This window comes from Sphingomonas sp. NIC1, from assembly GCF_001638925.1.
Taxonomy (GTDB): Bacteria; Pseudomonadota; Alphaproteobacteria; order Sphingomonadales; family Sphingomonadaceae; genus Sphingomonas; species Sphingomonas aquatilis.
Map to the genome: position 1 here is coordinate 3,228,723 of NZ_CP015521.1, position 24,309 is coordinate 3,253,031.

General features: G+C 67.2%; 25 protein-coding genes. 13 read left to right on the forward strand and 12 right to left on the reverse strand.

The window, feature by feature from the left end:
• The first annotated feature begins 1 nt into the window (after window position 1).
• The 3 genes from A7E77_RS15105 to A7E77_RS15115 are packed head-to-tail and all read left to right on the forward strand — an operon-like array spanning window position 2 to window position 2,144.
• Window positions 2–1,126, forward strand: coding sequence for a bifunctional 2-C-methyl-D-erythritol 4-phosphate cytidylyltransferase/2-C-methyl-D-erythritol 2,4-cyclodiphosphate synthase (locus A7E77_RS15105; protein WP_063689275.1), 1,125 nt, complete (start codon window positions 2–4; stop codon window positions 1,124–1,126).
• Complete coding sequence (locus A7E77_RS15110) at window positions 1,123–1,644, forward strand: hypothetical protein (RefSeq protein ID WP_063689278.1); 522 nt, start codon at window positions 1,123–1,125, stop codon at window positions 1,642–1,644. The genes A7E77_RS15105 and A7E77_RS15110 overlap by 4 nt, the downstream gene beginning before the upstream one ends.
• On the forward strand, window positions 1,641–2,144 hold the full coding sequence (locus A7E77_RS15115) for a CinA family protein (RefSeq protein ID WP_063690035.1): 504 nt from the start codon (window positions 1,641–1,643) through the stop codon (window positions 2,142–2,144). The genes A7E77_RS15110 and A7E77_RS15115 overlap by 4 nt, the downstream gene beginning before the upstream one ends.
• Here the strand turns inward: A7E77_RS15115 and A7E77_RS15120 are convergent.
• Complete coding sequence (locus A7E77_RS15120; RefSeq protein WP_017978839.1) at window positions 2,105–2,563, reverse strand: type II toxin-antitoxin system RatA family toxin; 459 nt, start codon at window positions 2,561–2,563, stop codon at window positions 2,105–2,107. The genes A7E77_RS15115 and A7E77_RS15120 overlap by 40 nt on opposite strands.
• Entirely contained in the window at window positions 2,556–3,479 is a 924-nt protein-coding gene (gene lipA, locus A7E77_RS15125) for a lipoyl synthase (RefSeq protein WP_017978840.1), read from the reverse strand. Before lipA ends, A7E77_RS15120 begins: the two co-directional genes overlap by 8 nt.
• 142 nt (window positions 3,480–3,621) lie before the next feature.
• On the opposite strand from lipA, the gene A7E77_RS15130 reads away from it, so the two are divergent.
• On the forward strand, window positions 3,622–4,251 hold the full coding sequence (locus A7E77_RS15130) for a carbonic anhydrase (RefSeq protein ID WP_017978841.1): 630 nt from the start codon (window positions 3,622–3,624) through the stop codon (window positions 4,249–4,251).
• A 39-nt stretch (window positions 4,252–4,290) separates the two neighbouring features.
• Here the strand turns inward: A7E77_RS15130 and A7E77_RS15135 are convergent, their stop codons facing one another.
• From A7E77_RS15135 to A7E77_RS15150, 4 genes are all read right to left on the reverse strand, one after another.
• Entirely contained in the window at window positions 4,291–4,812 is a 522-nt protein-coding gene (locus A7E77_RS15135; protein WP_063689280.1) for a GNAT family N-acetyltransferase, read from the reverse strand.
• Window positions 4,812–5,234, reverse strand: coding sequence for a nucleoside-diphosphate kinase (ndk, locus tag A7E77_RS15140; RefSeq protein ID WP_017978843.1), 423 nt, complete (start codon window positions 5,232–5,234; stop codon window positions 4,812–4,814). Before ndk ends, A7E77_RS15135 begins: the two co-directional genes overlap by 1 nt.
• An 87-nt stretch (window positions 5,235–5,321) precedes the next feature.
• Window positions 5,322–5,762 carry a DNA polymerase III subunit chi gene (locus A7E77_RS15145; RefSeq protein WP_063689283.1) on the reverse strand — a complete coding sequence of 147 codons (441 nt, stop codon included), beginning with the start codon at window positions 5,760–5,762 and terminating at the stop codon, window positions 5,322–5,324.
• Between the two features lie 47 nt (window positions 5,763–5,809).
• Window positions 5,810–7,288 (reverse strand): leucyl aminopeptidase, encoded by a 1,479-nt coding sequence (locus tag A7E77_RS15150; RefSeq protein ID WP_063689286.1) that lies wholly within the window; start codon window positions 7,286–7,288, stop codon window positions 5,810–5,812.
• A gap of 161 nt (window positions 7,289–7,449) precedes the next feature.
• On the opposite strand from A7E77_RS15150, the gene A7E77_RS15155 reads away from it, so the two are divergent.
• The 4 genes from A7E77_RS15155 to rsmA all read left to right on the forward strand — a co-directional run bounded on the left by A7E77_RS15155 (window position 7,450) and on the right by rsmA (window position 13,001).
• Window positions 7,450–9,702, forward strand: a complete 2,253-nt coding sequence (locus tag A7E77_RS15155) for an LPS-assembly protein LptD (RefSeq protein ID WP_063689289.1) — start codon at window positions 7,450–7,452, stop codon at window positions 9,700–9,702.
• An 83-nt stretch (window positions 9,703–9,785) separates the two neighbouring features.
• The gene (locus tag A7E77_RS15160; RefSeq protein WP_063689291.1) at window positions 9,786–11,153 is read left to right on the forward strand and encodes a peptidylprolyl isomerase; all 1,368 of its coding nucleotides are present in this window, start codon (window positions 9,786–9,788) and stop codon (window positions 11,151–11,153) included.
• A gap of 1 nt (window position 11,154) precedes the next feature.
• Window positions 11,155–12,150 carry a 4-hydroxythreonine-4-phosphate dehydrogenase PdxA gene (pdxA, locus tag A7E77_RS15165; protein ID WP_063689294.1) on the forward strand — a complete coding sequence of 332 codons (996 nt, stop codon included), beginning with the start codon at window positions 11,155–11,157 and terminating at the stop codon, window positions 12,148–12,150.
• Window positions 12,147–13,001: a 16S rRNA (adenine(1518)-N(6)/adenine(1519)-N(6))-dimethyltransferase RsmA gene (gene rsmA / locus A7E77_RS15170; RefSeq protein ID WP_063689297.1), complete on the forward strand. Its 855-nt coding sequence runs from the start codon at window positions 12,147–12,149 to the stop codon at window positions 12,999–13,001. Before pdxA ends, rsmA begins: the two co-directional genes overlap by 4 nt.
• Here the strand turns inward: rsmA and A7E77_RS15175 are convergent.
• From A7E77_RS15175 to guaB, 3 genes are read right to left on the reverse strand one after another with little or no spacing between them, the layout of a single operon-like run.
• On the reverse strand, window positions 12,998–13,498 hold the full coding sequence (locus A7E77_RS15175; RefSeq protein WP_063690037.1) for a tetratricopeptide repeat protein: 501 nt from the start codon (window positions 13,496–13,498) through the stop codon (window positions 12,998–13,000). The two genes, rsmA and A7E77_RS15175, sit on opposite strands and share 4 nt — an antisense overlap.
• A 31-nt stretch (window positions 13,499–13,529) precedes the next feature.
• Entirely contained in the window at window positions 13,530–14,702 is a 1,173-nt protein-coding gene (locus A7E77_RS15180) for an RsmB/NOP family class I SAM-dependent RNA methyltransferase (protein ID WP_063689300.1), read from the reverse strand.
• Window positions 14,703–16,160, reverse strand: a complete 1,458-nt coding sequence (guaB, locus tag A7E77_RS15185; protein ID WP_017978852.1) for an IMP dehydrogenase — start codon at window positions 16,158–16,160, stop codon at window positions 14,703–14,705.
• 149 nt (window positions 16,161–16,309) lie between these two features.
• Between guaB and A7E77_RS15190 the strand changes: the two genes are divergently transcribed.
• From A7E77_RS15190 to A7E77_RS15200, 3 genes are all read left to right on the forward strand, one after another.
• Window positions 16,310–17,281, forward strand: coding sequence for an SPFH domain-containing protein (locus tag A7E77_RS15190; RefSeq protein WP_063689303.1), 972 nt, complete (start codon window positions 16,310–16,312; stop codon window positions 17,279–17,281).
• Complete coding sequence (locus tag A7E77_RS15195; RefSeq protein ID WP_063689306.1) at window positions 17,278–17,730, forward strand: NfeD family protein; 453 nt, start codon at window positions 17,278–17,280, stop codon at window positions 17,728–17,730. The genes A7E77_RS15190 and A7E77_RS15195 overlap by 4 nt, the downstream gene beginning before the upstream one ends.
• Before the next feature lie 79 nt (window positions 17,731–17,809).
• Entirely contained in the window at window positions 17,810–18,250 is a 441-nt protein-coding gene (locus tag A7E77_RS15200) for an acyl-CoA thioesterase (protein WP_017978855.1), read from the forward strand.
• Window positions 18,251–18,254: 4 nt separating this feature from the next.
• On the opposite strand, the gene A7E77_RS15205 is transcribed toward A7E77_RS15200, so the two are convergent.
• From A7E77_RS15205 to A7E77_RS15215, 3 genes are all read right to left on the reverse strand, one after another.
• On the reverse strand, window positions 18,255–18,899 hold the full coding sequence (locus A7E77_RS15205; RefSeq protein ID WP_063689309.1) for a class I SAM-dependent methyltransferase: 645 nt from the start codon (window positions 18,897–18,899) through the stop codon (window positions 18,255–18,257).
• Entirely contained in the window at window positions 18,892–20,112 is a 1,221-nt protein-coding gene (locus tag A7E77_RS15210; RefSeq protein ID WP_063689313.1) for a DUF3419 family protein, read from the reverse strand. The genes A7E77_RS15205 and A7E77_RS15210 overlap by 8 nt, the downstream gene beginning before the upstream one ends.
• 124 nt (window positions 20,113–20,236) lie before the next feature.
• Window positions 20,237–21,856, reverse strand: a complete 1,620-nt coding sequence (locus A7E77_RS15215) for a phosphoenolpyruvate carboxykinase (RefSeq protein ID WP_017978858.1) — start codon at window positions 21,854–21,856, stop codon at window positions 20,237–20,239.
• A 177-nt stretch (window positions 21,857–22,033) separates the two neighbouring features.
• Here A7E77_RS15215 and A7E77_RS15220 point away from each other — a divergent pair, with 177 nt between their 5' ends.
• Window positions 22,034–22,741, forward strand: a complete 708-nt coding sequence (locus tag A7E77_RS15220) for a response regulator transcription factor (protein ID WP_017978859.1) — start codon at window positions 22,034–22,036, stop codon at window positions 22,739–22,741.
• Window positions 22,710–24,308, forward strand: a complete 1,599-nt coding sequence (locus A7E77_RS15225) for a sensor histidine kinase (RefSeq protein ID WP_063689316.1) — start codon at window positions 22,710–22,712, stop codon at window positions 24,306–24,308. Before A7E77_RS15220 ends, A7E77_RS15225 begins: the two co-directional genes overlap by 32 nt.
• Window position 24,309 lies beyond the last annotated feature (1 nt).

Genomic DNA, 24,309 nt, shown 5'->3' on the forward strand with positions numbered 1-24,309 from the left:
AATGATACACAAGCAGCGGACGGTCGCGCTGATCGTGGCGGCGGGTAGCGGCTCGCGCGCCGGTGGTGCCATCCCGAAACAATATGCCCACGTCGGCGGCAAGGCCTTGCTGGCGCACGCCTATGCCGCCTTTGCCGGTCACCCGGCGGTGGACGAGGTGGTGGTGGTGATCGCCGCGGGGGCGGAGCCGCTGGCAGCCGCCGCACTCGGGCCGGTGCGGACGATCGTCGGCGGGGCCACGCGGCGCGAGTCGGTCGCGCGCGGGCTCGCAGCGATCGAGGCCGACAGGGTGCTGGTCCACGATGCGGCACGGCCCTTCGTGCCGGCGCAGGTGATCGACCGGATACTGGCCGCACTCGACACCAATGAGGGGGCGATCCCCGGCCTTGCCGTTGCGGACACGCTAATCCGCGACGGTTCGGTCGTCTCGCGCGACAAGCTGTTCCGCGTCCAGACGCCGCAGGGCTTTCGCCTGCCCGCGCTCCGCGCCGCCCATGCCGGATGGCCGGCCGATGAAGAGGCAACCGACGATGCGCAGATGGTGCAGCGGCTTGGCGGGAGCGTCGCTTTGGTGCAGGGCGATGCGATGCTCGACAAAGTGACGCATCCGCAGGACTTCGCCGCGGCCGAAGCCAAAATCGCCTGGGAGACGCGGAGCGCGTCCGGCTTCGATGTTCATCGGCTGGAAGAGGGCGAGGAATTGTGGCTGGGGGGCGTGCTCATCCCGCACGACAAGGGTTTGTCAGGACATAGCGATGCCGATGTCGGCCTGCACGCGCTGACCGACGCGCTGCTGGGCACGATCGCGGCGGGCGACATCGGCACGCACTTTCCACCGAGTGACCCGCAGTGGAAGGGCGCCGACTCCGCGCAGTTCCTGCAACATGCCGCCACCTTGATCGCCGACAAGGGCGGCCGCATCGACTTCGTCGACCTGACGCTGATCTGCGAGGCCCCGAAGATCGGGCCGCACCGCGAAGCCATGCGCACGCGCATCGGCGCGCTGCTCGGGCTGTCGGAAGACCGCGTCAGCATCAAGGCGACGACGACGGAACGGCTGGGCTTCACCGGCCGCGGCGAAGGCATTGCCGCGCAGGCGGTGGCAACCGTGAGCCTGCCGCGATGAAGACCGCGCTGCTCGCCGTCACAGCCCTGCTCGCGGCCGCGCCTGCCGAAGCGCAGAGCCGCTGCATCACCACGCCTGAGGCGGAGGCGATGACACTGGTCGCCTTGCCCGATATCATCCAGCAGACCGGCATCGTGTGTGCGACGCGCCTGCCCGCAACCAGCCTGATCCGACGGACGGACAGCGACTTTTTGGCGCGCTACCAGTCCGCCGCCGATCGGGCGTGGCCCAATGCCCGTGTCGCGATCGTCAAACTGTCCGATCCGATGATCGATTCGCTGCTGCAATCCGAATTCGCCCGGCCGCTGTTGACGGCGGCGCTGGCGCCATTGCTCGTCGGCCGGATCAACCCCGCCGATTGCGGGACGATCGACCGCTTCGTGACGCAGCTCGCGCCCCTACCCCCGCAGAACACCGCAGGGGTCATCGTGACGACCCTGCGCTACTTCAAGGCGGAAAAGGCGAAGGGCAAGGCGATCAACGTGCCCGACCTGCCGCTATGTTCGGAGGCGCGATGATGGACAGCCTGCTCCCCACCGAACTGATCGATGCTGCACGCCGTGTCGTGGAAGCGAACCGCGCCGCCGGACGGACCGTGGCGCTGGCCGAAAGCTGCACCGGCGGGCTCGTCGCGGCGGCATTGACCGAAATTCCCGGATCGTCCGACGTCTTCGGCGCCGGCTTCGTCACCTATTCGAACGAAGCCAAGATGCGCCTGCTGAAGGTCAATTCCGACGTGCTCGAAACATTTGGCGCGGTGTCGATCGCCGTCGCCTGGAGCATGGCACAGGGCGCGCTCGCCAATAGCGACGCCGATGTCGCGGTGGCGATCACCGGCATCGCCGGTCCCGGTGGCGGATCGGAAAAGAAGCCCGTCGGCACGGTCGTTTTCGCCCGCGCGGAGCGGGGCGGCGACCCCGCGGACGTCCATGCCGACCGCAAACAGTTTGGCGACCTAGGCCGCGGAGGAATCCGCCTTCAGGCGGCGCTGGTCGCGCTGGAACTGCTGCTACCGTAAAGGACGCGGGCGCGGTCTTCGAACGCGCCGATCATCTTTCTGAGCGCGACGCCGAAGACCTGCCCCGCCAGCATCTCGAACATCCGGTTCTTGAACTGGAAGTCGACGCTGAAATCGACCGCGCAGCCGCCCTCCTCCGGCCGGAAGCGCCAATCGTTGTGCAAATACTTCAGCGGCCCGTCGATGTATTCGACGTGGATGCTGCCCGGGCGCTGCTTTTCGACCTTCGACGTGAAGGTTTCGCGCAGGCCCTTGAAGCCGACGATCATGTCGGCGAGCGTCGCGGTGTCGCTGTCCTGACGCACACGCATCGCGCTGACCCAGGGCAGAAATTCCGGATAGCGCTTTACGTCGGCGACCATGTCGAACATCTGTTCGGCCGAATACGGCAGATGCCGCGTTTCCGAATGCTTAGGCATGGACGGCGAGCTTGGCCTCACGCGCGGCACGCATCTTCGCGAAATCGTCACCGGCGTGATAGCTGGAGCGGGTCAGCGGCGAAGAAGCGACCAACAGGAAGCCCTTGGCACGGGCGATCGCGGCATAGCTGTCGAACGCCTTGGGCGTGACGAATTCGGCCACCTTCGCATGGCGCGGCGTCGGCTGAAGATACTGGCCCATGGTGAGGAAATCGATGTCGGCCGAGCGCATGTCGTCCATCACCTGATGCACCTCGAGCCGTTCTTCGCCCAACCCCAGCATGACGCCCGACTTGGTGAAGATCGACGGGTCGAGCTTCTTGACGCTTTCCAGCAGCCGGATCGACGCATAGTAGCGCGCACCCGGGCGGATCGTCGGATACAGCCGCGGCACGGTTTCGAGATTGTGGTTGTAGACGTCCGGCCGCGCGGCGACGATCGCCTCGACCGCCGCTTCGTGCTTGTTGCGGAAGTCGGGCGTGAGGATTTCGATCGTCGTTTTCGGATTGGCGCGGCGGATCGCCTCGATCACCTTCACGAATTGCTTGGCGCCGCCATCGGGCAGATCGTCACGGTCGACCGAGGTAACGACGATATGTTCGAGGCCCATCTGCGCAGCCGCATCGGCGACGTTGTTCGGCTCCATCGGATCGACGGCGCGTGGCATGCCGGTCTTCACGTTGCAGAAGGCGCAGGCGCGCGTGCAGGTATCGCCGAGGATCATGACGGTCGCATGCTTCTTCGACCAGCATTCGCCGATGTTCGGGCAGGCGGCCTCTTCGCAGACGGTCGTCAGGCTCTTGGACCGCATCAGTTCACGCGTTGCGGCGAAGCCGGCACTGGTCGGCGCTTTCACGCGGATCCAGTCGGGCTTGCGCTGGCGTTCGGGGCGGGCCACCGGAGTCATCTCGTTCATTCGGGCGAGATAGCGATGTCGGGCGGATGGAACAACCATCGCTCGATTGTGACGTTGCTTTGCTGACGCGCCCGGGTGGGCACCAGTCGGCCGCAAACGCGTTATCCCCGCCGAACCGGACCTAGACCATAACGGAGGCACAATGACCGACTTTTCCGACATGATTGGTGGCTATCATCGGTTTCGCGACACCGGCTGGTCGGAACAGCGCGAGCGCTGGGACGAACTGAAGGATGGCCAGAGCCCGAAGGTGATGGTGATCGCCTGTTCGGACAGCCGCGTCGATCCGTCGCAGATCTTCGACACGTCGCCCGGCGAAATCTTCGTGGTGCGCAACGTTGCCAACCTGGTGCCACCCTATGAGGTCGGCGGCGGCTATCACGGGGTGTCGGCGGCGCTGGAGTTCGCGGTGACGCAGCTCGAAGTGCCCGAGGTGCTGGTGATGGGCCATGCGTCGTGCGGCGGCTGCAAGGCGGCGCTGACCCATGGCTTCGAGGATGCGAAGGCCGGCGAGGGCAAGTTCATCTCCGACTGGGTCGGAATGCTGGATGCGGCGCGCGAGCGGGTGATCGCGAAGCATGGCGATGGCCCGGATGCATCGCGCGAGATGGAGCATGAGGCGGTGCGCGTCAGCCTGAACAACCTGCGCACCTTCCCCTTCGTGGCGAAGCGCGAGGCGCAGGGCACGCTGAAGCTGCGCGGCGCCTATTTCGCGATCGCTGACGGCGTGCTGCACGTGATGGACGACGACGGCGTGTTCGCGCCGGCCTGAGCCCGAATGAGCCCTCTCCCGACAGGATCGGGAGGGGGCTTACAGTGGACGCGCGTAGATCACGTCATCGCACAGGGCGCTGCCGACGCGATATTGGCGCGTTCCGACGACCTCGAAGCCTTGCCGTTCGTAAAAGGCGCGCGCACGGGCGTTACGGCCCAGCACGCCGAGCAACAGGCGTGTTTTACCCATCGCGATGGCGTCAGCGATGGCCTGTTGCATGAGGGCGCGACCAAGGCCGGTGCCTTGTGCGAGTGGCAAAGTGTAAATGCGGCGCAGCTCGATATCGCTGCCGTGCGTAGCGACCGGCAGGTCGGGCGTGGTCAGGACGCTATAGCCGACAGGGGCGGCGCCGATCGGATGTTCGGCAAGCGTGACGACGCTGCCGGGATCGCCGATCCATGCCGCGAAGCTGGCAGGCGCGCTGTTTTTCGCGACGTGCGCGACGATGTCGGCGCCATCGAGGATGCCGGCGAAGGTCGCCAGGAAGCTGGCGCCGGCAACCAAAGCGGCCGCGGGCGCATCCTCGACGGACGCACGCCGCAGCCGCCAGTCGGTCATCAGCCGACGATCTCTTCAGGCTTGAAGAAGTAGGCGATCTCGATTTCGGCGTTTTCGTCCGAATCCGAACCGTGGACCGTGTTGGCCTCGATCGACTCGGCGAGCTCCTTGCGGATCGTGCCGGCCTCGGCATTCGCCGGGTTCGTCGCGCCCATGATGTCGCGGTTACGCTGCATCGCGTTCTCGCCCTCGAGCACCTGCACGACGACCGGACCCGAGATCATGAACTCGACCAGATCGTTGAAGAAGGGTCGCTCCTTATGGACCGCGTAGAAGCCCTCGGCCTGCTCGCGGGTCATGTGGATACGCTTCGACGCGACGACGCGCAGACCGGCGTCTTCCAGCATCTTGGTGACCGCGCCGGTCAGGTTGCGGCGCGTGGCATCGGGCTTGATGATCGAAAAGGTACGGGTCGCGGCCATGATGGTCACGGGCTCCTGTGATTTGGGAGGGGTTTGAAAGTGCCGCCGCCCTAGTCGCGGGGCGGCGGCTTTGCAACCGCTTCGGGTTCAGGCGGCCTGTTCCCAGCGGCCGGTATCGGACTGTTTCCAATAGCGCCGCTCCACCCCGTCGCGGCCGCCCAGCGCACGCCAAGCTTCTCGCGCGGCGCCGATGTGCTCGTCCTCGAAGAAGTGGAAGGCACGATCGAAGGTCAGTGCCTCGTCGCGCCACTGGCCGTCGACCAGCGCGACGTGGCGGGCATCGTTCGTCGGCGTGACCGCGGGCGCGAGCAGCACCGGCTGCACGCTGTCGTCCCCTGCCCCCGCCTGCGCGTGCGGCAGGAAGCTGTCGGGGCGGTAGGTCCACAGCAGGCGGTCGAGATCGGCCCGTTGCTCGTCGCGCGCGGTGACGATCAGCAGACGCGCGCCGCTTTCCACGACCTTCGCCGCGATCTGCGGCAGCGCGCGGTCGAGGGGCGTCGCGGTGAGGTGGTAGAAGTCGACCTGCATGCCGGGGGTGTAGCCTGCCGGAGGGCATGGCTCCACCCCCGCATCGCTCAGGCTTGTCCTTCGAAATGCTCCGCAACGAGGCGGTCGAGCAGCTTCACGCCATAGCCCGTCGCGCCCTTGTCATAGGTCGCGGCAGCCTTGTCGCTCCACACCATGCCGGCGATGTCGAGGTGCGCCCACTGCACGCCCTCATCGACGAAGCGCTGGATGAACTGCGCCGCGGTGATCGAACCAGCGCCGCGCGGGCCGACGTTCTTCATGTCGGCGATCGGGGAATCGATCAGCTTGTTGTACGTGTCGGACAGCGGGAAACGCCACAATTTGTCGCCGGTCGCGGTGCCCGCGGCAAGCAGCTTGTCGGCGAGGCCGTCGTCGTTGGAGAACAGGCCGCCATATTCGTTGCCCAAGCTGACGATCATCGCGCCGGTCAGCGTGGCGAGATCGATGATGGTCTTCGGCCGGAACGTTTGCTGGGTCCAGGTGATCGCATCGCACAGCACCAGCCGCCCTTCGGCATCGGTGTTGAGAATCTCGATCGTCTGGCCGGACATGGAGGTGACGACGTCACCGGGACGCTGGGCGTTACCGTCGGGCATGTTCTCGACGAGGCCCATCACGCCGACGACGTTGACCTTCGCCTTGCGCGCGGCGAGCGCCTTCATCGTGCCCGCGACCGCACCGGCGCCGCCCATGTCCCACTTCATGTCTTCCATGCCCGCGCCGGGCTTCAGCGATATGCCGCCGGTGTCGAACGTCACCCCCTTGCCGACCAGCGCGAGCGTGGGATCGCCTTCGCCAGCACCGTTCCACTTGAGCGCGAGGATGCGTGCGTCGCGCACCGACCCCTGGCTGACGCCGAGCAACGCGCCCATGCCGTGTTCGCGCATTTCGTCCTCGCCAAGGACGATGATCTCCAGGCCCAGTCCCTCGACCGATTCGCGGACCTGCTCGACGAAGGTTTCAGGATAGAGGACATTCGGCGGCGCGGCGACGAGGTTGCGGGTGAGTTCGAGGCCCTGCGTCACGGCGTCCTGCGCGGCCCATGCGGCATGGGTGCCGTCGGGTGCCCCGGCGATCGTCAGCGTGGTCAGGCTCACCTTCTGCTTATCGGTCAGCTTGGTGCGATAATGATCGTAGCGCCATGCGCGCTGGGCGGCGGCGGCGGCGAAACGCGCGGCGGCCTGCGGGGTGGCGTCCGCGCCGCTCAGGTCGGCAACCAATTCGGTCGCGCCAGAGGTCAGCAACCGCGCGACCAGCGCGCCGCCCGCCTTGCTCCAGCCCGCTTCGTCACCGGACCCGACGCCGACCAGCAGCAGCTGCTTCGCCTGACCGTCGTCCGCGACGAACAGTTCGACGATCGCGCCCGCCTCGCCGTCGAACCGTGCCGCCTTGGCCGCGGCATCGGCGATCGCGCGATGACCTTCCCCCAGACCGCCCCATTGCCCGCGACCGACAGCATCCTTGTCGATTGGAAGCGCCAGAATGGCGGGCGCGCTGGGCGCAGTGGAGGTGAAGGCGATCTGCATCTTTCGACTTTCCGACAACGACTATGACTGATGCCCGATCTAGGATCGCAGGCGGTGAAGCACAACGATTGCAGGTGCGCATCAGGGGTGCGATAGGCGGCAGACGTGCGGCGTCGATCAGGGCGAGGCCGCGGTGTACGGAAAAGGGTGCCGGGATCATCGTGTTGCGTTTCGACCTACTGGCCGGCTGTGCGCTCGCCGCGACCCTGTTCGCCGGATCGGCGCATGCGCAGGACCTGCAGAGCCGCCCCGTCGCGCCGCCATCCTCCAGCGATCCGGCTCTGTCTGCGCCTGCGGCCAAGCCCAACGATGCCGAGCAGGTGCAGTTCAGCGCCGGCAGCCTGGAATATGATACGAACACCGACATCGTCACCGCGCTGACCGACGTGCGGATGTTCCGGCAGGGCGATCGCCTGCGCGCCGACAAGGTGGTGTGGAACCGGAAGACGGGGCGTGTCGTCGCCACCGGCAATATCGCGGTCACCAACCCCGAAGGCGACGTCGCCTACGGCGATTCGATCGAGCTGACCGATTCGATGAAGGACGGCGTCGTCGAGAATATGCTCGTCGTGCTGGAACAAGGCGGGCGCATGGCGGCCGAGCGCGGGCAGCGCTACGCCGACGGCACGCTCCAGCTCGACAAGGCCGCCTATACGCCCTGCACGGTCACGAATCCGCAAGGGTGCCCGAAGGAACCGTCGTGGAAGATCACGGCGATCCGCATCACCTATCGCCCGGATCGCGAGCGCGTGTACTTCGGCGGCGGCCAATTCCATCTGTTCGGCCTGCCCGCGCTTCCCCTGCCCGCCTTCTCCCTGCCGATCGGCGGCAAGGCGGAAAGCGGCCTGCTGGCGCCCGATTTCCAGCTCGATCGCGTCAACGGCCTCGAACTGGTCGCGCCCTATTATTTCCGGCTCGCGCCCAACAAGGGGCTGACGCTGACGCCGCATGTCTTCTCGGCCGTCCTGCCGATGATGGAGGCGCAATATGATGCGCTGGGCACCAACGGCGCCTTCCGCATCACCGCCTATGGCACCGAAAGCCGGCGCAGCGACGATCTGGTCACGATCACCCCGACCGATACCGAACGGGCCTTGCGCGGTTATATCGATGGCGTCGCCCGCTATCAGCTGTCGCCCTATTGGAGCGTCAGCGGGTCGGTCCGCCTGGCGAGCGACCGCACCTTCCTGCGCCGCTACAACATCTCGCGCGACGACCGGCTGCGCACGACGGCGTCGCTGGAGCGGATCGACCCCAATACCTATTTCGCGCTGACCGGCTGGTACGTGCAGTCGATGCGCGTCAACGATCCGCAGGGGACGCAGCCGATCGCGCTGCCCGAGCTCGATTTCCGCAAGCGGATGGATCTGGCCGGCGGGCGCTTGCAGCTGCAGGCGAACACGCTCGCCCTCACCCGCACCGCCGGGCAGGATACGCAGCGCGCGTTCGTCGCGGGCCAGTGGGACCTTCGCCGCCTGACCAATTGGGGCCAGGAAGTGACGCTGACCGGCTATGCCCGGCTCGACGCGTACAACACGCAGGATACGCAGCTGACCAGCGTCGCGAGCTATCGCGGGCTGGAGGGGTTCCAGACGCGAGCGATCGGTGCGGTGGCGGTGGATGTGAAGTGGCCGTTCGTCGGTAGCTTCCTGGGCGGCACGCAGCGCCTGACGCCGCGGGTGCAGATCGTCGGCGCGCCGCGGATCGCGAACCTCGCCGTGCCGAACGAGGATGCGCGCGCCGTCGACCTCGAGGATTCGAACCTGTTCGCGCTCAATCGTTTCGCCGGGTACGACCGGTTCGAGGACAGCAGCCGCGCGACCTATGGCGCGGAATGGTCCGTCGCGCTGCCCGGCGCGACGCTGGATGCGGTGATCGGCCAGAGCTATCGTCTGTCGGAACGGCCGACGATCCTGCCGAGCGGCACGGGCCTGTCGGACCGCTTTTCCGACATCGTCGGCCGGACGACGCTGCGCATCCGCGATTTCGTGTCGATCACGCATCGTTACCGCCTCGACAAGGACGGGCTGGCCGTACGCCGCAACGAAGTGGATGCGACGATCGGATCGCGCTCCACCTACGTTATGGCGGGCTATCTGCGGCTCAATCGCAATATCTTCCCCGAGATCGAGGATTTGCAGGACCGCGAGGAATTGCGCCTTGCCGGCCGCGTCCAGTTCGCACGCTTCTGGTCGGCGTTCGGATCGACCGTCATCGATCTGACCGATCGCAACGAAGACCCGTTGTCGCTGTCCGACGGATTCGATCCGATCCGCCATCGTATCGGCGTGCAATATGAGGACGATTGCATCCGGCTGGGGGCGACGTGGCGCCGCGATTATCAGGATACGGGCGACGCGCGCTCGGGCAACAGCTTCCTGTTGACGCTGGCATTGACCAACCTCGGTCGCTAAGCCGAAGTTCAGCTGCGACGGGGCAAGACGGGCCGCAAGGCCGTGCTGCGGCGCGCCCGCGCTTTTTGGGGTAACGGAACGACGTGACGCACAACATTCGACGCAATCTCCGCGGCAAGGCCGTGCGCCTGCTCGGCTGGACCGCGCTGGCCGCTTTCAGCACCGGCGCGATCGCGCAGACGGTCGCCGACCAGCAGGTGCCCGACACGAACCTGAACATCCCCGCGAACCTGCAGATCTTCGGCAAGCTCGACCCCAACATCCGCAAGCCGACTGCGATCGTCAACGACACGGTCATCACCGGCACCGACGTCGACCAGCGCCTGGCGCTCACCGTCTTCAACAACGGCGGCCGCACGCCCCCGCCCGACCAGATCGACGAGTTCAAGCTCCAGATCCTGCGCCAGCTGATCGACGAGACGCTGGAAATCCAGGAGGCGAAGAGCGCCGAAATCACCGTGACGCAGGCCGAGCTCGACCAGAGCGAGGCGGGCCTTGCCAAGCGGTTCAACATGACCGTGCCGCAGCTGCGCGTCGCGTTGCGCAAGGCGGGGTCGTCGGAACGCTCGCTGCGCCGCGCGATCGAGGGCGAATTGGCCTGGAGCCGTTACCTGCGCCGCAAGATCGAGCCGTTCGTCAACGTCGGCGACGAAGAGGTGTCGGCGATCCAGAAGCGCATCGAGGCATCGCGCGGCACCGAGGAATATAATCTCAAGGAAATCTACCTGAGCGCCAATGACGCGAATCGCGCGCAGGTGTTCGCCAAGGCCAAGCAGATCATCGGCGAAATCCAGAAGGCGCAGCAGCCCTTCGAACTGTTCGCGCGCAACTATTCCGAAGCGTCGACGCGCGGCGTCGGTGGCGATCTTGGCTGGATCCGCCTCGTCACGCTGCCACAGCCGCTCGCCGAAGCGACGCAGCAGATGCAGGTCGGCCAGATCGCCGGCCCGATCGAAACGCCGGGCGGCTTCTCGATCCTGTACCTCACCGACAAGCGGACGATCGGTGCGGCCGACCCGCGCGATGCGAAGCTGAGCCTGAAGCAGCTGACCGTCGCCTTCCCGGCGGGCACGACGCAGGCGCAGGCCTCGGCGCGCGCCGCGACCTTCGCCAAGACGGTCCAGTCGATCCAGGGCTGCGGCACGGTCGAGAAGATTGCCGCCGGCATCGGCGCCGAAGTGGTCGACAACGATTCGATCCGCATCCGCGACCTGCCCGCGCCGCTTCAGGAAATTCTGCTGAAGATGCAGGTCGGTCAGGCGACCCCGCCGTTCGGTTCGCCGACCGAAGGCGTGCGCGCGCTGGTGCTGTGCGGTCGTGACGATCCGCAGGCCTCGGTGGTGCCAGGCGCTGCCCAGATCCAGGGGCAGCTGGAGCAGCAGCGCGTCAACCTGCGTGCGCAGAGCAAGCTGCGCGACCTGCGTCGTGACGCGGTCATCGAGTATCGTTGATATGACGGGCGGGGCGGCGCTGGCGATTGCGATGGGCGACCCCGCGGGGGTTGGCCCGGAGATCATCGCCAAGAGCTGGGTGGTTCGCACGCTGCGCAGCCTGCCGCCCTTTGCAATGGTCGGCGATGCCGGCGCCGTGGCACGTGTGTGGGATGGCCCGATCGAGGTGATCGACGATATCGCCGAGGCGCCCGTCGTGTTCGATCGGGCGCTTCCGGTTTTGGCGGTCGAGCCCGCTGGAGACGTGGTGCCGGGTACGGCGACGGTTTCCGGCGCGCGGGCCGCGCTGAGCGCGCTGGAATGCGCGATCGCGCTCGCACAGCGGGGCGCAGCGAAGGCCTTGGTGACGGGACCGGTCTCCAAGGCGCAACTCTACGGCATCGGCTTCAACCAGCCGGGACAGACGGAATTCGTCGCCGAACGCTGCGGCGTGGCGGCCGAGGATGCGGTGATGATGCTGGCGGGGCCATCGCTGCGCGTCGTGCCGCTGACGGCGCATGTGCCGCTGGCGGCGGTGCCGTCTTTATTGTCGATCGATCTGCTGGTGACGAAGGCACGGACGACCGCGACCGCCCTGCGGCGCGACTTCGGCATCGCTGCGCCGCGCCTGGCCTTTGCCGGCCTCAATCCGCATGCGGGCGAGAGCGGGACGATCGGACGCGAGGAGATCGACATTCTGGAGCCTGCGATCGCGCAGCTCCGCGCCGAGGGCATCGACGCCACCGGGCCGTTCGCCGCGGACACACTGTTCCATGCCCGCGCACGCAAACATTATGATGCGGCCCTGTGCTGCTATCACGATCAGGCGCTGGTGCCGATCAAGACGCTCCATTTCGACGAAGGCGTCAATATGACGCTGGGCCTGCCGATCGTGCGGACCTCGCCCGATCATGGCACGGCGTTCAATCTGGCGGGCAGTGACCGGGCGCATCCCGGTGCGATGATCGCGGCGATCGCGATGGCGGGGCAGGCGGCGGACCGGCGCGCTCGGGCATGAGCGATGCGCCTACGGCCGGTGCGCCTGCGCCGGTCCTCCCCCCCTTGCGCGACGTCATCGCCCGGCACGGTTTGAGCGCCAGCAAGGCGCTGGGGCAGAATTTCCTGTTCGATGGGCAGTTGCTCGCCCGCATCGCGGCGGTGCCGGGCCCCCTCGCCGGTGCCGAGGTGCTGGAGGTTGGCCCCGGTCCCGGCGGTCTGACGCGAGCGCTGCTCGCGGCGGGCGCGCAGGTGACCGCGATCGAGCGCGACCGGCGCTGTATCCCCGCGCTGGCCGAACTCGGTGAAGCCTATCCGGGCAAATTGCGTGTCATCGAGGGCGACGCGCTGGAAATCGATGCGCCGACGCTGTTCGCGGGGCGGCCGCATATCGTTTCGAACCTGCCCTATAATGTTGGCACCGCGCTGCTCGTCGGCTGGCTGACCAGCGACTGGGCGCCGTGGTGGCAATCGTGCACGCTGATGTTCCAGAAGGAGGTCGCGGACCGGATCGTCGCCGACGCCGGGGACGATGCCTATGGCCGGCTTGCGGTGCTCAGCCAGTGGCGCTCGACCGCGCGGATCGCGATGCCAGTGCATCGCTCGGCCTTCACTCCGCCGCCCAAGGTGATGTCGGCCGTGGTGCATATCGTGCCGGGCGACGCGCCGGACGGCGTCGATGTGCGCGTGCTGGAGCGGGTGACGGCTGCGGCCTTCGGCCAGCGGCGCAAGATGTTGCGCCAAAGCCTGAAGGGCGTGCCGGGCGCGCTCGCCGCGCTTGAGCGGCTCGGTCTGGACGCCACCCGGCGGGCGGAAACGGTGAGCGTCGCGGAGTTCGTTGCCCTCGCGAGAGAGGTGGGCGCCGGCGCTTAGGGCTTGGCGGTCGCCGGCTTCCCGTCGTTCTGCGCCGTCGTCACCGGCGGGCCCTTGGCGATGACGGCGGCGAGTTCGTTGGCCTCCGGGCAGGCGCCCTTGCAGAGCGTGCGGATCTTCGCGAGGTTGCCGTTCGCGACTGCGACGGCGCCCTTCATCACCAGCGCCTCGCCCTGCCCGCGCAACGCGGCGACATCGTTGGGCTCGAGCGTCAGCGCCTCGCGATACAGGCGGATTGCCTTGCCGGGCAGACCCCGCGTTTCGGCGACCTGCGCCAGCGTGATGAACGCCTGACGGTTGCGGGGATCGACCGCGAGGGCGGTTTCGAGCAGATCGGTCGCCTGATCGAGATTGCCGGCAGCTTTGGCGGAACGTCCTTCGCTGAGCAATTGCAACGACCGCGCGTCGATCTGGTCGTCGGGACGCTGGCCGCTGAGCGAAGTGGACACGCAGACGAGGGTCAGCGCAGCGGCAAGGGCGACGGACGTAACGCGCATGAAGGTCTCCACGGGGGGCACGCCCCGAGGACTAACAGGCGCGGATCAACCGCGCGACAAAAAATCCGTCGGTGCCATGGCTTGCCGGATCGAGCCGCAGACCGGCGCCGCGCGGGCTGCCCGCTGGCAGGTCGAGCGGTTCGGCGCGCCAGTCCGAATGATCGGCGAGGAACGCCTCCAGCTGCCCGGCGCCTTCGGCATCGAGCAGCGAGCAGACGATATAGACCAATGCCCCGCCGGGTCGGACGAGCGCCGCCCCGACATCCAGCACATGACGCTGTTGCTCGGCGAGACGCGCGAGCCGGTCGGCGGTAAGCCGCCACCGCGCCTCGGGGTTGCGGCGCCACGTTCCGGTGCCCGAACAAGGGGCATCGATCAGCACCGTGTCGGCTGCCCCCGCCCAATCGGCCAGCGCTGTCGCCTCGCGCTTCGGATCGAGCAACCGGGTTTCGACGATCGTCACGCCGGCCTTTTCGGCGCGTGGCGCCAGACGGGACAACCGCGCCCGATCGATATCGGTGGCAAGGATATGCCCCTCGTTCCGCATCGCTGCGGCGAGCGCCAGCGTCTTGCCACCACCGCCGGCGCACAGGTCGACGATACGCTCGCCGGGCTGCGCACGAGCGGCGAGGCTGACGATCTGGCTGCCGGCATCCTGGACCTCGATCTGGCCGGCATAGCCATCGACGTTGGTGCCGGTCGGCAGGCGGAGCGCATCGGGCACGCCGGGGATCGGTTCGCCACCCAAGGCTGAAGCGATCGACGCCGGATCGGCGCGCAGACGATTGACGCGCACGTCCAACGGCGCTCGGTCGATGAGGGCGGCCTGCTGATCGGGTGAGACGCCGGAGGCCGACAAGGCTGCCGCGAGCCACGAGGGCATGACACCGCTGGCTGCCACCGGTTCGTCCGCGGCGATCGGTGCCGGTCCGTGTGCGGAGCCATCGAAGGTCGCGGCGACCGCGGCGTCGCTTGCCGCTACCGAGAGCATGGCGGCGCGGCCGGATGCCGGCACGTCCCCTGCTCGCCGGATCGCGGCATAGACGAGGTCGCGCACCGCGCGGCGATCCTTCGATCCCGCATAGCGGCGCGTCGCGAAATAGCGCGCGATCAACGTGTCCGCCGCCGCGCCGCCGCTGCGCGCGGCGTCGATCACCGCATCGAGCAACTCGATCGCGGCCTGGGTGCGGGCGGCGGGCGTCACTTAACGAGTCGGATAATTCGGCGCTTCGCGCGTGATCGTCACGTCGTGGACGTGGCTTTCCTTCAGGCCCGCGCCAGTGATCTGGACGAATTGGGCACGCGTCTGGAGATCGGGAATCGTCGCCGAACCGGTATAGCCCATTGCCGCCTTGATGCCGCCGACCAGCTGGTGGATCACGTCCTTCGCCGGGCCCTTATAGGCGACCTGCCCCTCGATGCCCTCTGGCACCAGCTTCATCTGATCCTTGATGTCGCCCTGGAAATAGCGATCGGCCGAGCCGCGGCCCATCGCGCCGACCGAGCCCATGCCGCGGTAGGATTTGTAGGCGCGGCCTTGGTAGAGGAAGGTCTCGCCGGGTGCCTCCTCGGTGCCCGCGAGCAACGAGCCGACCATGCAGGTCGAGGCGCCCGCGGCAAGCGCCTTGGCGAGGTCGCCCGAGGTGCGCAGGCCACCATCGGCAATGACCGGCACGCCCGCCTTTGCGGCTGCCTCCGCGCAGTCCATGACGGCGGTGAGCTGCGGCACGCCGACACCCGCGACGACGCGCGTGGTGCAGATCGAGCCCGGGCCGATGCCGACCTTGATCCCATCCGCCCCCGCGTCGATCAGCGCGCGCGTGGCTTCGCCGGTCGCGACGTTGCCGGCGACGACCTGCACCGAATTGCTGAGCTTCTTCACCCGCTCGACCGCGCGCGCGACGTCGCGGTTGTGGCCGTGCGCGGTGTCGATGACGATCAGATCGCATTCGGCATCGACCAGCGCCTCGGTCCGCTCGAAGCCCTTGTCGCCGACCGTCGTCGCCGAGGCGACGCGCAGACGACCGGCGGCATCCTTCGTCGCCGAGGGATAGGTGACCGCCTTTTCGATGTCCTTCACCGTGATCAGGCCGACGCAGCGATAGGCATCGTCGACGACCAGCAGCTTCTCGATCCGGCGCTGGTGAAGCAGGCGGCGCGCCTCCTCCTGCCCGACGTCGGTGGTAACGGTGGCGAGATTTTCATGCGTCATCAGCTCGGCGACGGGCTGCTTCGGGTTGCCGGCGAAGCGCACGTCGCGGTTGGTCAGGATACCGACGAGCTTGCCGTCGCGCTCGACGACCGGAATGCCGCTGATCCGGTGATGCGCCATCAGCGCCTGCGCTTCGGCGAGCGTCGCGGTGGGGGCGATGGTGATCGGGTTGACGACCATGCCCGATTCGAAGCGCTTGACCTGCCGCACCGCAGCGACCTGTTCCTCGATCGACAGGTTACGGTGGAGCACGCCGATCCCGCCCAACTGCGCCATGACGATCGCCATGTCGGCTTCGGTCACGGTGTCCATGGCGGACGAAAGGATCGGGATGTTGAGCGCAATCCCGCGCGTCAGCTGCGTGCGCGTATCCGCGGTGCTCGGCAGGATGTCCGACTCGCCCGGTACGAGCAATACGTCGTCGAAGGTGAGACCGAGCCGGATATCCAAGGTGCCATGTCCTCGCGGGAGGGGAGTAAGTGGCGGGCCATGTAACCGCAGTGCAGCAGAAGCGCTAGAGGGCCGTGCATGGCCGGCGGACTGTGCTATCGTCGCACGACAGCGCGGGGCAGATTCGCGCGGCAAGGGATACGACACCGATGGCCATCACGATCGCCGCCTTTGCCCTCGTCCTGGTGCTGTTCTACCTGATGACGAGCATCAAGATCGTCCGCCAAGGCTATCAATATACGATCGAACATTTCGGGCGTTACACGACCACGGCGAGCCCGGGCTTCAACTTCTACCCCGCCTTCTTCTACCGGGTCGGGCGCAAGATGAACATGATGGAGCAGGTGATCGACATTCCGGGGCAGGAGATCATCACCAAGGACAATGCGATCATCTCGACCGACGGCGTCGTCTTCTTCCAGGTGCTCGATGCGGCCAAGGCGGCCTATGAGGTATCGAACCTCTATACCGCGCTGCTGCAGCTGACGACGACGAACCTGCGCACCGTGATGGGATCGATGGATCTCGACGAAACGCTGTCGAAGCGCGACGAGATCAACGCCCGACTGCTGTCGGTGGTCGATCATGCGACGGTGCCCTGGGGGGTCAAGATCACCCGCGTCGAGATCAAGGACATCCGCCCGCCGGCTGATATCGTCGCCGCCATGGGCCGGCAGATGAAGGCCGAACGCGAGAAGCGCGCCAACATCCTGGAGGCCGAGGGCACGCGCGCATCGGAGATCCTGCGGGCGGAAGGCCAGAAGCAGGCGCGGATCCTCGAAGCCGAGGGACGGCGCGAGTCGGCCTATCGCGATTCCGAAGCGCGTGAACGCGCGGCGGAGGCCGAGGCGAAAGCGACGCGCGTCGTGTCGGAGGCGATCGAGCAAGGCGGGACGCAGGCGATCAACTATTTCGTCGCGCAGAAATATGTCGAGGCGGTCGGCAAGTTCGCGACCAGCCCCAACGCCAAGACGATCCTGTTCCCGGTGGAAGCGACGCAGCTGATCGGGACGCTGGGCGGCATCGGCGAACTTGCAAAGGAAGCGCTGGCGAAATCCCCTGCCCCCACCGCGGCCAAGCCCGAACCAAAGCGCGGGCCGTTCGAATTGCCGCAGGCGTGACGCTCGACACGATCGGCGGGGCCGGCGGCGCGTGGCTGATCGCCGCGCTGGCGCTCGGCATTGCGGAACTGCTGATCCCGGGCGTGTTCGCGATCTTTCTGGCGGCGGCCGCAGCGGTCGTCGGCGCGGTCGTGCTGGTAGTACCGGATCTGCCGCTGCCCGCGCAGATCGCCGCCTTCGCCGTCTGGAGCGTCATCGCGGTGCTGGTCGGTCGGCGCTGGTATCGGGACTTTCCCGTGTCGAGCAGCGACCCCAAGCTGAACGACCGGGCGGCGCGCCTGATCGGCGAGATCGTACTGGTCGACGTAGCGATCGGCGAGGCTGGCGGCCGGGTGCGGATCGGCGATGGCAGCTGGCCGGCGAGAGGACCGCATGCGGCGGTGGGGGACCGTGTCCGAATCGTCGCGGTCGACGGCGGCCTGGTTACCGTCGAACAGGCGGGCGACTGACCGACGTTCACCGCGCCATTCGTCGCATCCATCCCGATCGGCCCTGTCGGATTGCGCACGAACTGCTATATCCACAGGCGTGACGCAGAGCATTCCGCATCAATTTCCGGTTCCGATCGATCCGGCCGACATCGACTTCATGGGGCACGTCAACAACGCAAGCTATCTGAAGTGGGTGCAGGACGCCGTCGTCAGCCATTGGCAGAAGCTCGCGCCCGCCGATGCCGTCGCCGCCCATCTGTGGGTCGCGCTGAAGCATGAGATCACCTATCGCAAGCCGACGTTCCTCGGCGACGACGTGATCGCGACGGTGTTGCTGGAGAAGGTACAGGGCGCACGCGCCTTCTACGACACCGTCATCCGTCGCGGTGAAGAGGTGGTCGCCGAGGTGAAATCGAGCTGGTGCTGCCTCGATGCGGAAACGCTGCGGCCGGCACGGCTCGCGCGCGATATCGTCGAACGCTTCTTTCAGCTCGGCGAAGGGCCCCTGCCCGCCACGGGTCTGGTCGAACGCCGCTGACGACTCAGGCGATCGTCGCTTCGCAGGCGTAACCACCCCATAACGCCCGCGTATCGGCCTGTCGGTTGGCTAGCGTGGCGAGGCTCGCGACCTCCTCCGCCAGATCGGCGCGCGGCGTCACGTCGAAATGGCGCAGCCAGGCAAGGAACGCCGTGCGCCACCACGCGGGCCAGCCGCCCTGCGTGCCGAAGTCCATCACCGCGAGCCGCCCGTTCGCTGCCGTGACCGCCAGCCCTTGCTGCAACGCGGCGCGCCAGGGCGGGATCATCGATAGCGTATAGCTGAAGACGACCCGATCGAACCGCGCGAGGCCGAACAGCGCGACGGGATCGAAATCGGCGGCATCGGCCTGCGCCAGCGTGATCCGACTGGATAGACCCGCCGCGGCAACCTTGGCCCGCGCCGTGGTCAGCATCGCGGCCGAGATATCGAGGCCGTAGAAACGCGCGTCCGGCCACGCCCGCGCCGCCCGGATCAGATTGCGTCCCGTCCCGCAGCCGACCTCCAGCACGGTGGCACCCGGCTGAAGATCCAGACGATCGATCATCCGATCACGCCCGAACAGATAATATTTGCGCGTCAGATCATAGATGTGGCGCTGGCCCGCGTAGATGCGGTCCATCCGCGCGGCATGATCCACCTCACGCATCCTGCAGGATGTAGAGGTGGACGCCGCCGTAGATCGCGGACCGATCCTGCGCGGTGAAGACTTTGGATGCCTCGGCCTGATACGCCCAGCGCGACAGGACGGCATCGGGGATGCGGCCGGGGATGATGTCCGCCTCCCCGGCGGTGCGGAACAGAATGCGCGCGCCGGGGCGCGCCGTTCGGGTGATCTGCGTCCACAGCGCGGACAGTTGCGCGTCCGTCATCCAGTCCTGCGCGTCGAGCAGGATGTAGCGATCGCGCGAGGCATCGGGCAGGCCGGCGAGATGCTCGGTCAGATTGGCGTGGGCGAGCGTGATGCGGCCGACGCGATCGACGATGGCGTCGTAATGCTCGGCTTGCAGATAGGGCGGCAGCGGCGCGGCGGGGCCTTCGCCGTACCGACGGCCGAAAGCCTGCCAGGCGAAGTAATTGTCCTTGAGGTCGAAGCCACAGGCGAGCTTTTCCAGGCGCTGGCGCAGGACGCCGGCCATACGCTCCTCGCCGGCCAGCGCATCGAACTGCGCGGGGGGAATGCCAAGGCCGAACAGCGAGGCCGGCTGGTCGGTCAACCATTTGACGAAGCGCCGGTCGAAGACGGGCGCGAATTTGTGATCGAAGATCGCGCGCTGTTCCTCGATCGATCGCGCATCGAGCAGCAGGCGCGGATCGACGCCGTTGAGCTTGGCGAGCAGATGTGCGGCGCCGATGAACCGGCCCAGCAGACCGCGCTTGTGAACGCCATGCGCGAAGCCGCCGATGCGGCGTCGGCCGATCAGGTCGCGACCTTCCCAATAGCGGCGCGTCGGTTCGTCGATATGCGGGCGGATATAGCGCTGATAGGCGTCGAGATTGTCACGGCTGGCGGCGTGGCCGAAGAAGCGCAGGAAGCTCGCGTGATCCGGCAAGTGCCGGGCCGCGGCGAGCTTCAGCGTGCCGAGCGCGATATGCGCGGTGTTGAGATCGACCGCGGTGATCGCCGCCGGGTTGGCGGTCAGATACGACAGCGCGTTGCAGCCGCCCGATGCGATGGTGACGACGTGGCAGTCCGGCGTGATCGCCAGCGCTGCCATATCGACGACCGGGTCTTCCCAGATCTGCGCATAGACGAGTCCGCGAAATGCCCAGGTGAAGGCGCGCTCCAGCAGGCCCTGTTTGGAAAGATGGCCGTGCCGCTGCATCGCGGCGGCCACGGCCTTCTGCGTGTTACCCGTCATCTGCCCACCCCTCGGCTGTGCGTCGAGCGGCGCCATGCGCGCGGATTGTGACGCGCCGGGGAAAGTCCCGCGATGATCGCGTGACAGCGCCGCGAGCCCCTCCGGGCCCGCGGCGCGATGCGCGTCAGGCGGCTTCGGTCGCCTTCACCTGCGGCGCGGACTGACGAACGCCCTCGTCGACATGGTCGGCGAATTGCGCGAAATTCTCGACGAACAGGTCGACCAGACGCGCGGCAGTCGCGTCATAGGCGTCCTTGTCCGCCCAGGTGCTGCGCGGGTCGAGGATGGCGGCATCGACGCCCGGCACCGCGACCGGCACCTGGAAGCCGAAATTGGGATCGGTACGGAACTCCGCGTCCTTCAGGCTGCCGTCGAGCGCGGCGTTGAGCAGCGCCCGCGTCGCCTTGATGGGCATGCGGTTACCGACGCCGTACTTGCCGCCGGTCCAGCCGGTGTTGACCAGCCAGCAGTCGACGCCGCCCTTGGCGATGCGCTCCTTGAGCAGGTTGCCATACACCGACGGGTGACGCGGCATGAATGGCGCGCCGAAGCAGGTCGAGAAGGTCGCGTCCGGCTCGGTCACGCCGATCTCGGTCCCCGCCACGCGGGCGGTATAGCCCGACAGGAAGTGGTACATGGCCTGATCCGGCGTCAGCTTCGCGATCGGCGGCAGCACGCCATAGGCATCCGCGGTCAGCATCACGATGTTCTTGGGCACGCCCCCCATATTCTCTTCGGAGGCATTGGGGATGAAGTCGATCGGATAGGCGCCGCGGCTGTTTTCGGCGAGGCTGTTGTCGTCGAGGTCGAGCTGACGCGTGACGGGGTCCATCACCACGTTTTCCAGCACCGTGCCGAAACGCTTGGTGGTCGCGAAGATTTCCGGCTCGGCATCGGCCGACAGGCGGATCATCTTGGCATAGCAGCCGCCTTCGAAATTGAAGACCGCCGTGTCCGACCAGCCGTGTTCGTCGTCGCCAATCAGCGTGCGGCTGGCATCGGCGCTCAGCGTCGTCTTGCCGGTGCCCGAGAGGCCGAAGAACACCGCGGTCGAACCATCCGCGCCCATGTTGGCCGAGCAATGCATCGGCATGACGCCGGTTGTCGGCAACAGATAGTTGAGCAGGCCGAATACGCTCTTCTTCATCTCACCCGCGTAGCGCGTGCCGCCGATAAGGATCAGCTTTTCGGTGAAGTTGACGGCGATCACCGTCTCGCTGCGCGTGCCGTGACGCGCCGGGTCTGCGCGGAAGGTCGGCAGGTCGATGATCGTATATTCGGGCTGGAAGTCGCGCAGCTCATGCTCTTCGGGGCGGACCAGCATCGTGCGGATAAACAGATTGTGCCAGGCGAGTTCGTTGATGACGCGCACGCGCACGCGGTTTTCGGGCTGCGATCCGCCGTAGAGGTCCTGGACGAACAGATGTTCCTTGCTGCCCAGCGCGGTCAGGAAGTCCGCCTTCAGCGCGGCGAAATGCTCGGGCGCCATCGCCTTGTTTGATTTGCCCCACCAGACGGTGCCATCGGTTTCGGCATCGCGAACGATGAATTTGTCCTGCGCGGACCGGCCGGTGTGGGCGCCGGTTTCGACGACCAAGGGTCCGTCGGCGCTGAGCTTGCCCTCGCCGCGCGCGACGGCGGCCTCGACCAGCCGCGCCGTCACCAGGTTCCAATGCAGGTCGGCGCGCGTTTCGATACCCTGTGCGGCAAGACCCGCGTGCGGAATGCGCTCGTTCACAATCATCCTCCCATGACTCGCCACGGCGTGCACATCCTGGGGAGGGGCTGTGCGCACGCCGCTGATGTCCCATCATATAGGACACGGCGTTTAACACGTCAAACACTTGCCGCAGGGGCAGGTGTTGAGCCGCGACGCGCTTTGCCCTAGGCCACACTCTATGGATCGAAGGCGCCCCCGAGCATGACCGCGACGATCGCGCTGGTCGACGACGACCGCAATATCCTGACGTCCGTGTCCATCGCGCTGCAGACGGAGGGGTTCCTGACCCGCGTCTATTCGGATGGCGAGACGGCGCTGAAGGCCCTGACTGACAACCCGCCCGACCTTGCCATCTTTGACATCAAGATGCCGCGGATGGATGGCCTCGAACTGCTTCGGCGATTGCGCGAGAAGAGCCAGATCCCGGTCATATTCCTGACCAGCAAGGACGATGAGCTGGACGAGGCGCTCGGCCTGGCGATGGGCGCGGACGATTATATCGCCAAGCCCTTCAGCCAGCGGCTGCTGATCGCCCGCATCCGCGCGATCCTGCGTCGGACCGAGGCGGTGGCGAGCCCCGCCGAGGAGGGCGATACGACGGCGGCGGCGCCGCTCATCCGCGGGCGCCTGTCCATGGACCCGGCGCGGCATCGCACCACCTGGGACGATGCGCCGGTCACGCTGACCGTCACCGAATTCCTGATCCTCGAAACGCTCGCGCAGCGCCCGGGGATCGTCAAGACGCGCAACCAGCTGATGGATGCCGCCTATCAGGACGACATCTACGTCGACGACCGGACGATCGACAGCCACATCAAGCGGCTGCGACGCAAGTTCCGACAGGTCGATCCCGAATTCGACGCCATCGAGACGCTGTATGGCGCCGGCTACCGCTTCTCCGAAGAGTGAAGGCGGCGATCGGCGACGCGAGGCGAGCGACCTCGCGCTCCGCTGGTCGGGCCAGATCTCGCTCACCCGCCGCATCCTCGCGGTCAACATCTTTGCGCTGCTGCTGCTGGCGGGCGGGTTCTTCTACCTCGATTCGTACCGCAGCCGGCTGCTCGATGCGCGGGTGGCGCAATATGTCCGCGAAGGGCGGCTGATCGCCGAATCACTGGCAATGGTGGGGCCGGAACAGCGGGACGATCTGATCACGCGACTGGCACGGGACACCGGCGCACGGCTGCGTATCTTCGATGGTGGCGGGCGGACGATCGCCGACAGTCGGGACCTCGGCGTCCGCAACGCCGTGCTACTAGACCCGGACAAACAGGCGTGGAACCAGAGCGTCGCCCGCTTCCTGGACGCGGCCATCGATACGATCGTAGGCGCGGTCCGCCCACCCTTGTACCGCGAGCGCGGCGACGGACGCGAATGGCCGGACGTTTCCGTCGCGGCAGCGCAGAGCAAGGTATCGGGGAGCATCTGGCGCGCGCCCGATCGCACCCCCGTCATCACCGTCGCGGCGCCACTGCCCGGCAAACGCGTGGTCATGAGTACGATCAACGCGCGCGACATCACGCAGACGGTGCGGATCGAACGGTTCCGGCTGAGCATCGTGCTGCTCGTCGTGACGCTCGTTTCGGTGCTGCTCTCGCTGTTTCTGGCACGCACGATCGTGCGGCCATTGCGTCGGCTGGCACGCGCGGCGGTGCGGGTGCGGCTGGGGCGCGCGCGCGAGGTCGTGGTGCCGCGCCTGCCTTCGCGCCGCGACGAGATCGGTAGCCTCGCTCGCGCCCTGTCCGACATGAGCCTCGCACTCCGCGCGCGGATCGATGCGACGGAGGCGTTTGCGGCCGACGTGACGCATGAGATGAAGAACCCCCTCGCCTCGCTGCGGTCGGCAGTCGAGGGGCTGGGGCGGGTGAAAGACCCGGAGTTGCAAGCCCGCCTGCTCGGCATCGTGCGCGACGATGTGCATCGGCTCGATCGGCTGATCACCGACATTTCGGAGGCATCGCGCCTCGATGCGCAGCTCAGCCGCGCGCATTTCGAACCGATCGATGTCGCCGCGATGATCCATGCGCTCGTCGCCCAGCGCATCGAGCGCGTCGTGGAGCGGCATATCCGGTTGCGGGTCGACGATGATGGCCAACCGCTCGTCGTGCTCGGCGAGGGCGCGCGGTTGGAGCGGGTGTTCGAGAATTTGATCGAGAACGCGCTATCCTTCTCTCCCGATGGTGGCCTCGTCGCCATTGCCGCCGCACGGAGCGACGAGGACGTCATCATCCGCGTCGAGGACGAAGGCCCTGGCGTGCCCGAAGAAGCGCGTGAGGCGATCTTCCGCCGCTTCCAGTCGATCCGGCCGGAGAGCGAGGCATTCGGCCAGCACAGCGGCCTGGGCCTCGCCATTGCGCGAACCATCGTCGAGGCCCATCAGGGCAGCATCATCGTCGAATCGCGCGAAGACCGGCTGGCGGGCGCGCGCTTCGTCGTGCGCCTGCCGATCGCCGGCGCGCCATCTGCGGCGGACTGAG

Excerpts from the sequence above, each read along its gene's own strand:
- A7E77_RS15105 (WP_063689275.1), top strand. The coding sequence starts at position 2 with ATGATACACAAGCAGCGGACGGTCGCGCTGATCGTGGCGGCGGGTAGC.
- A7E77_RS15110 (WP_063689278.1), top strand. The coding sequence starts at position 1,123 with ATGAAGACCGCGCTGCTCGCCGTCACAGCCCTGCTCGCGGCCGCGCCT.
- A7E77_RS15115 (WP_063690035.1), top strand. The coding sequence starts at position 1,641 with ATGATGGACAGCCTGCTCCCCACCGAACTGATCGATGCTGCACGCCGT.
- A7E77_RS15120 (WP_017978839.1), bottom strand. The coding sequence starts at position 2,563 with ATGCCTAAGCATTCGGAAACGCGGCATCTGCCGTATTCGGCCGAACAG.
- lipA (WP_017978840.1), bottom strand. The coding sequence starts at position 3,479 with ATGAACGAGATGACTCCGGTGGCCCGCCCCGAACGCCAGCGCAAGCCC.
- A7E77_RS15130 (WP_017978841.1), top strand. The coding sequence starts at position 3,622 with ATGACCGACTTTTCCGACATGATTGGTGGCTATCATCGGTTTCGCGAC.
- A7E77_RS15135 (WP_063689280.1), bottom strand. The coding sequence starts at position 4,812 with ATGACCGACTGGCGGCTGCGGCGTGCGTCCGTCGAGGATGCGCCCGCG.
- ndk (WP_017978843.1), bottom strand. The coding sequence starts at position 5,234 with ATGGCCGCGACCCGTACCTTTTCGATCATCAAGCCCGATGCCACGCGC.
- A7E77_RS15145 (WP_063689283.1), bottom strand. The coding sequence starts at position 5,762 with ATGCAGGTCGACTTCTACCACCTCACCGCGACGCCCCTCGACCGCGCG.
- A7E77_RS15150 (WP_063689286.1), bottom strand. The coding sequence starts at position 7,288 with ATGCAGATCGCCTTCACCTCCACTGCGCCCAGCGCGCCCGCCATTCTG.
- pdxA (WP_063689294.1), top strand. The coding sequence starts at position 11,155 with ATGACGGGCGGGGCGGCGCTGGCGATTGCGATGGGCGACCCCGCGGGG.
- rsmA (WP_063689297.1), top strand. The coding sequence starts at position 12,147 with ATGAGCGATGCGCCTACGGCCGGTGCGCCTGCGCCGGTCCTCCCCCCC.
- A7E77_RS15175 (WP_063690037.1), bottom strand. The coding sequence starts at position 13,498 with ATGCGCGTTACGTCCGTCGCCCTTGCCGCTGCGCTGACCCTCGTCTGC.
- A7E77_RS15190 (WP_063689303.1), top strand. The coding sequence starts at position 16,310 with ATGGCCATCACGATCGCCGCCTTTGCCCTCGTCCTGGTGCTGTTCTAC.
- A7E77_RS15205 (WP_063689309.1), bottom strand. The coding sequence starts at position 18,899 with ATGCGTGAGGTGGATCATGCCGCGCGGATGGACCGCATCTACGCGGGC.
- A7E77_RS15210 (WP_063689313.1), bottom strand. The coding sequence starts at position 20,112 with ATGACGGGTAACACGCAGAAGGCCGTGGCCGCCGCGATGCAGCGGCAC.
- A7E77_RS15215 (WP_017978858.1), bottom strand. The coding sequence starts at position 21,856 with ATGATTGTGAACGAGCGCATTCCGCACGCGGGTCTTGCCGCACAGGGT.
- A7E77_RS15220 (WP_017978859.1), top strand. The coding sequence starts at position 22,034 with ATGACCGCGACGATCGCGCTGGTCGACGACGACCGCAATATCCTGACG.
- A7E77_RS15225 (WP_063689316.1), top strand. The coding sequence starts at position 22,710 with ATGGCGCCGGCTACCGCTTCTCCGAAGAGTGAAGGCGGCGATCGGCGA.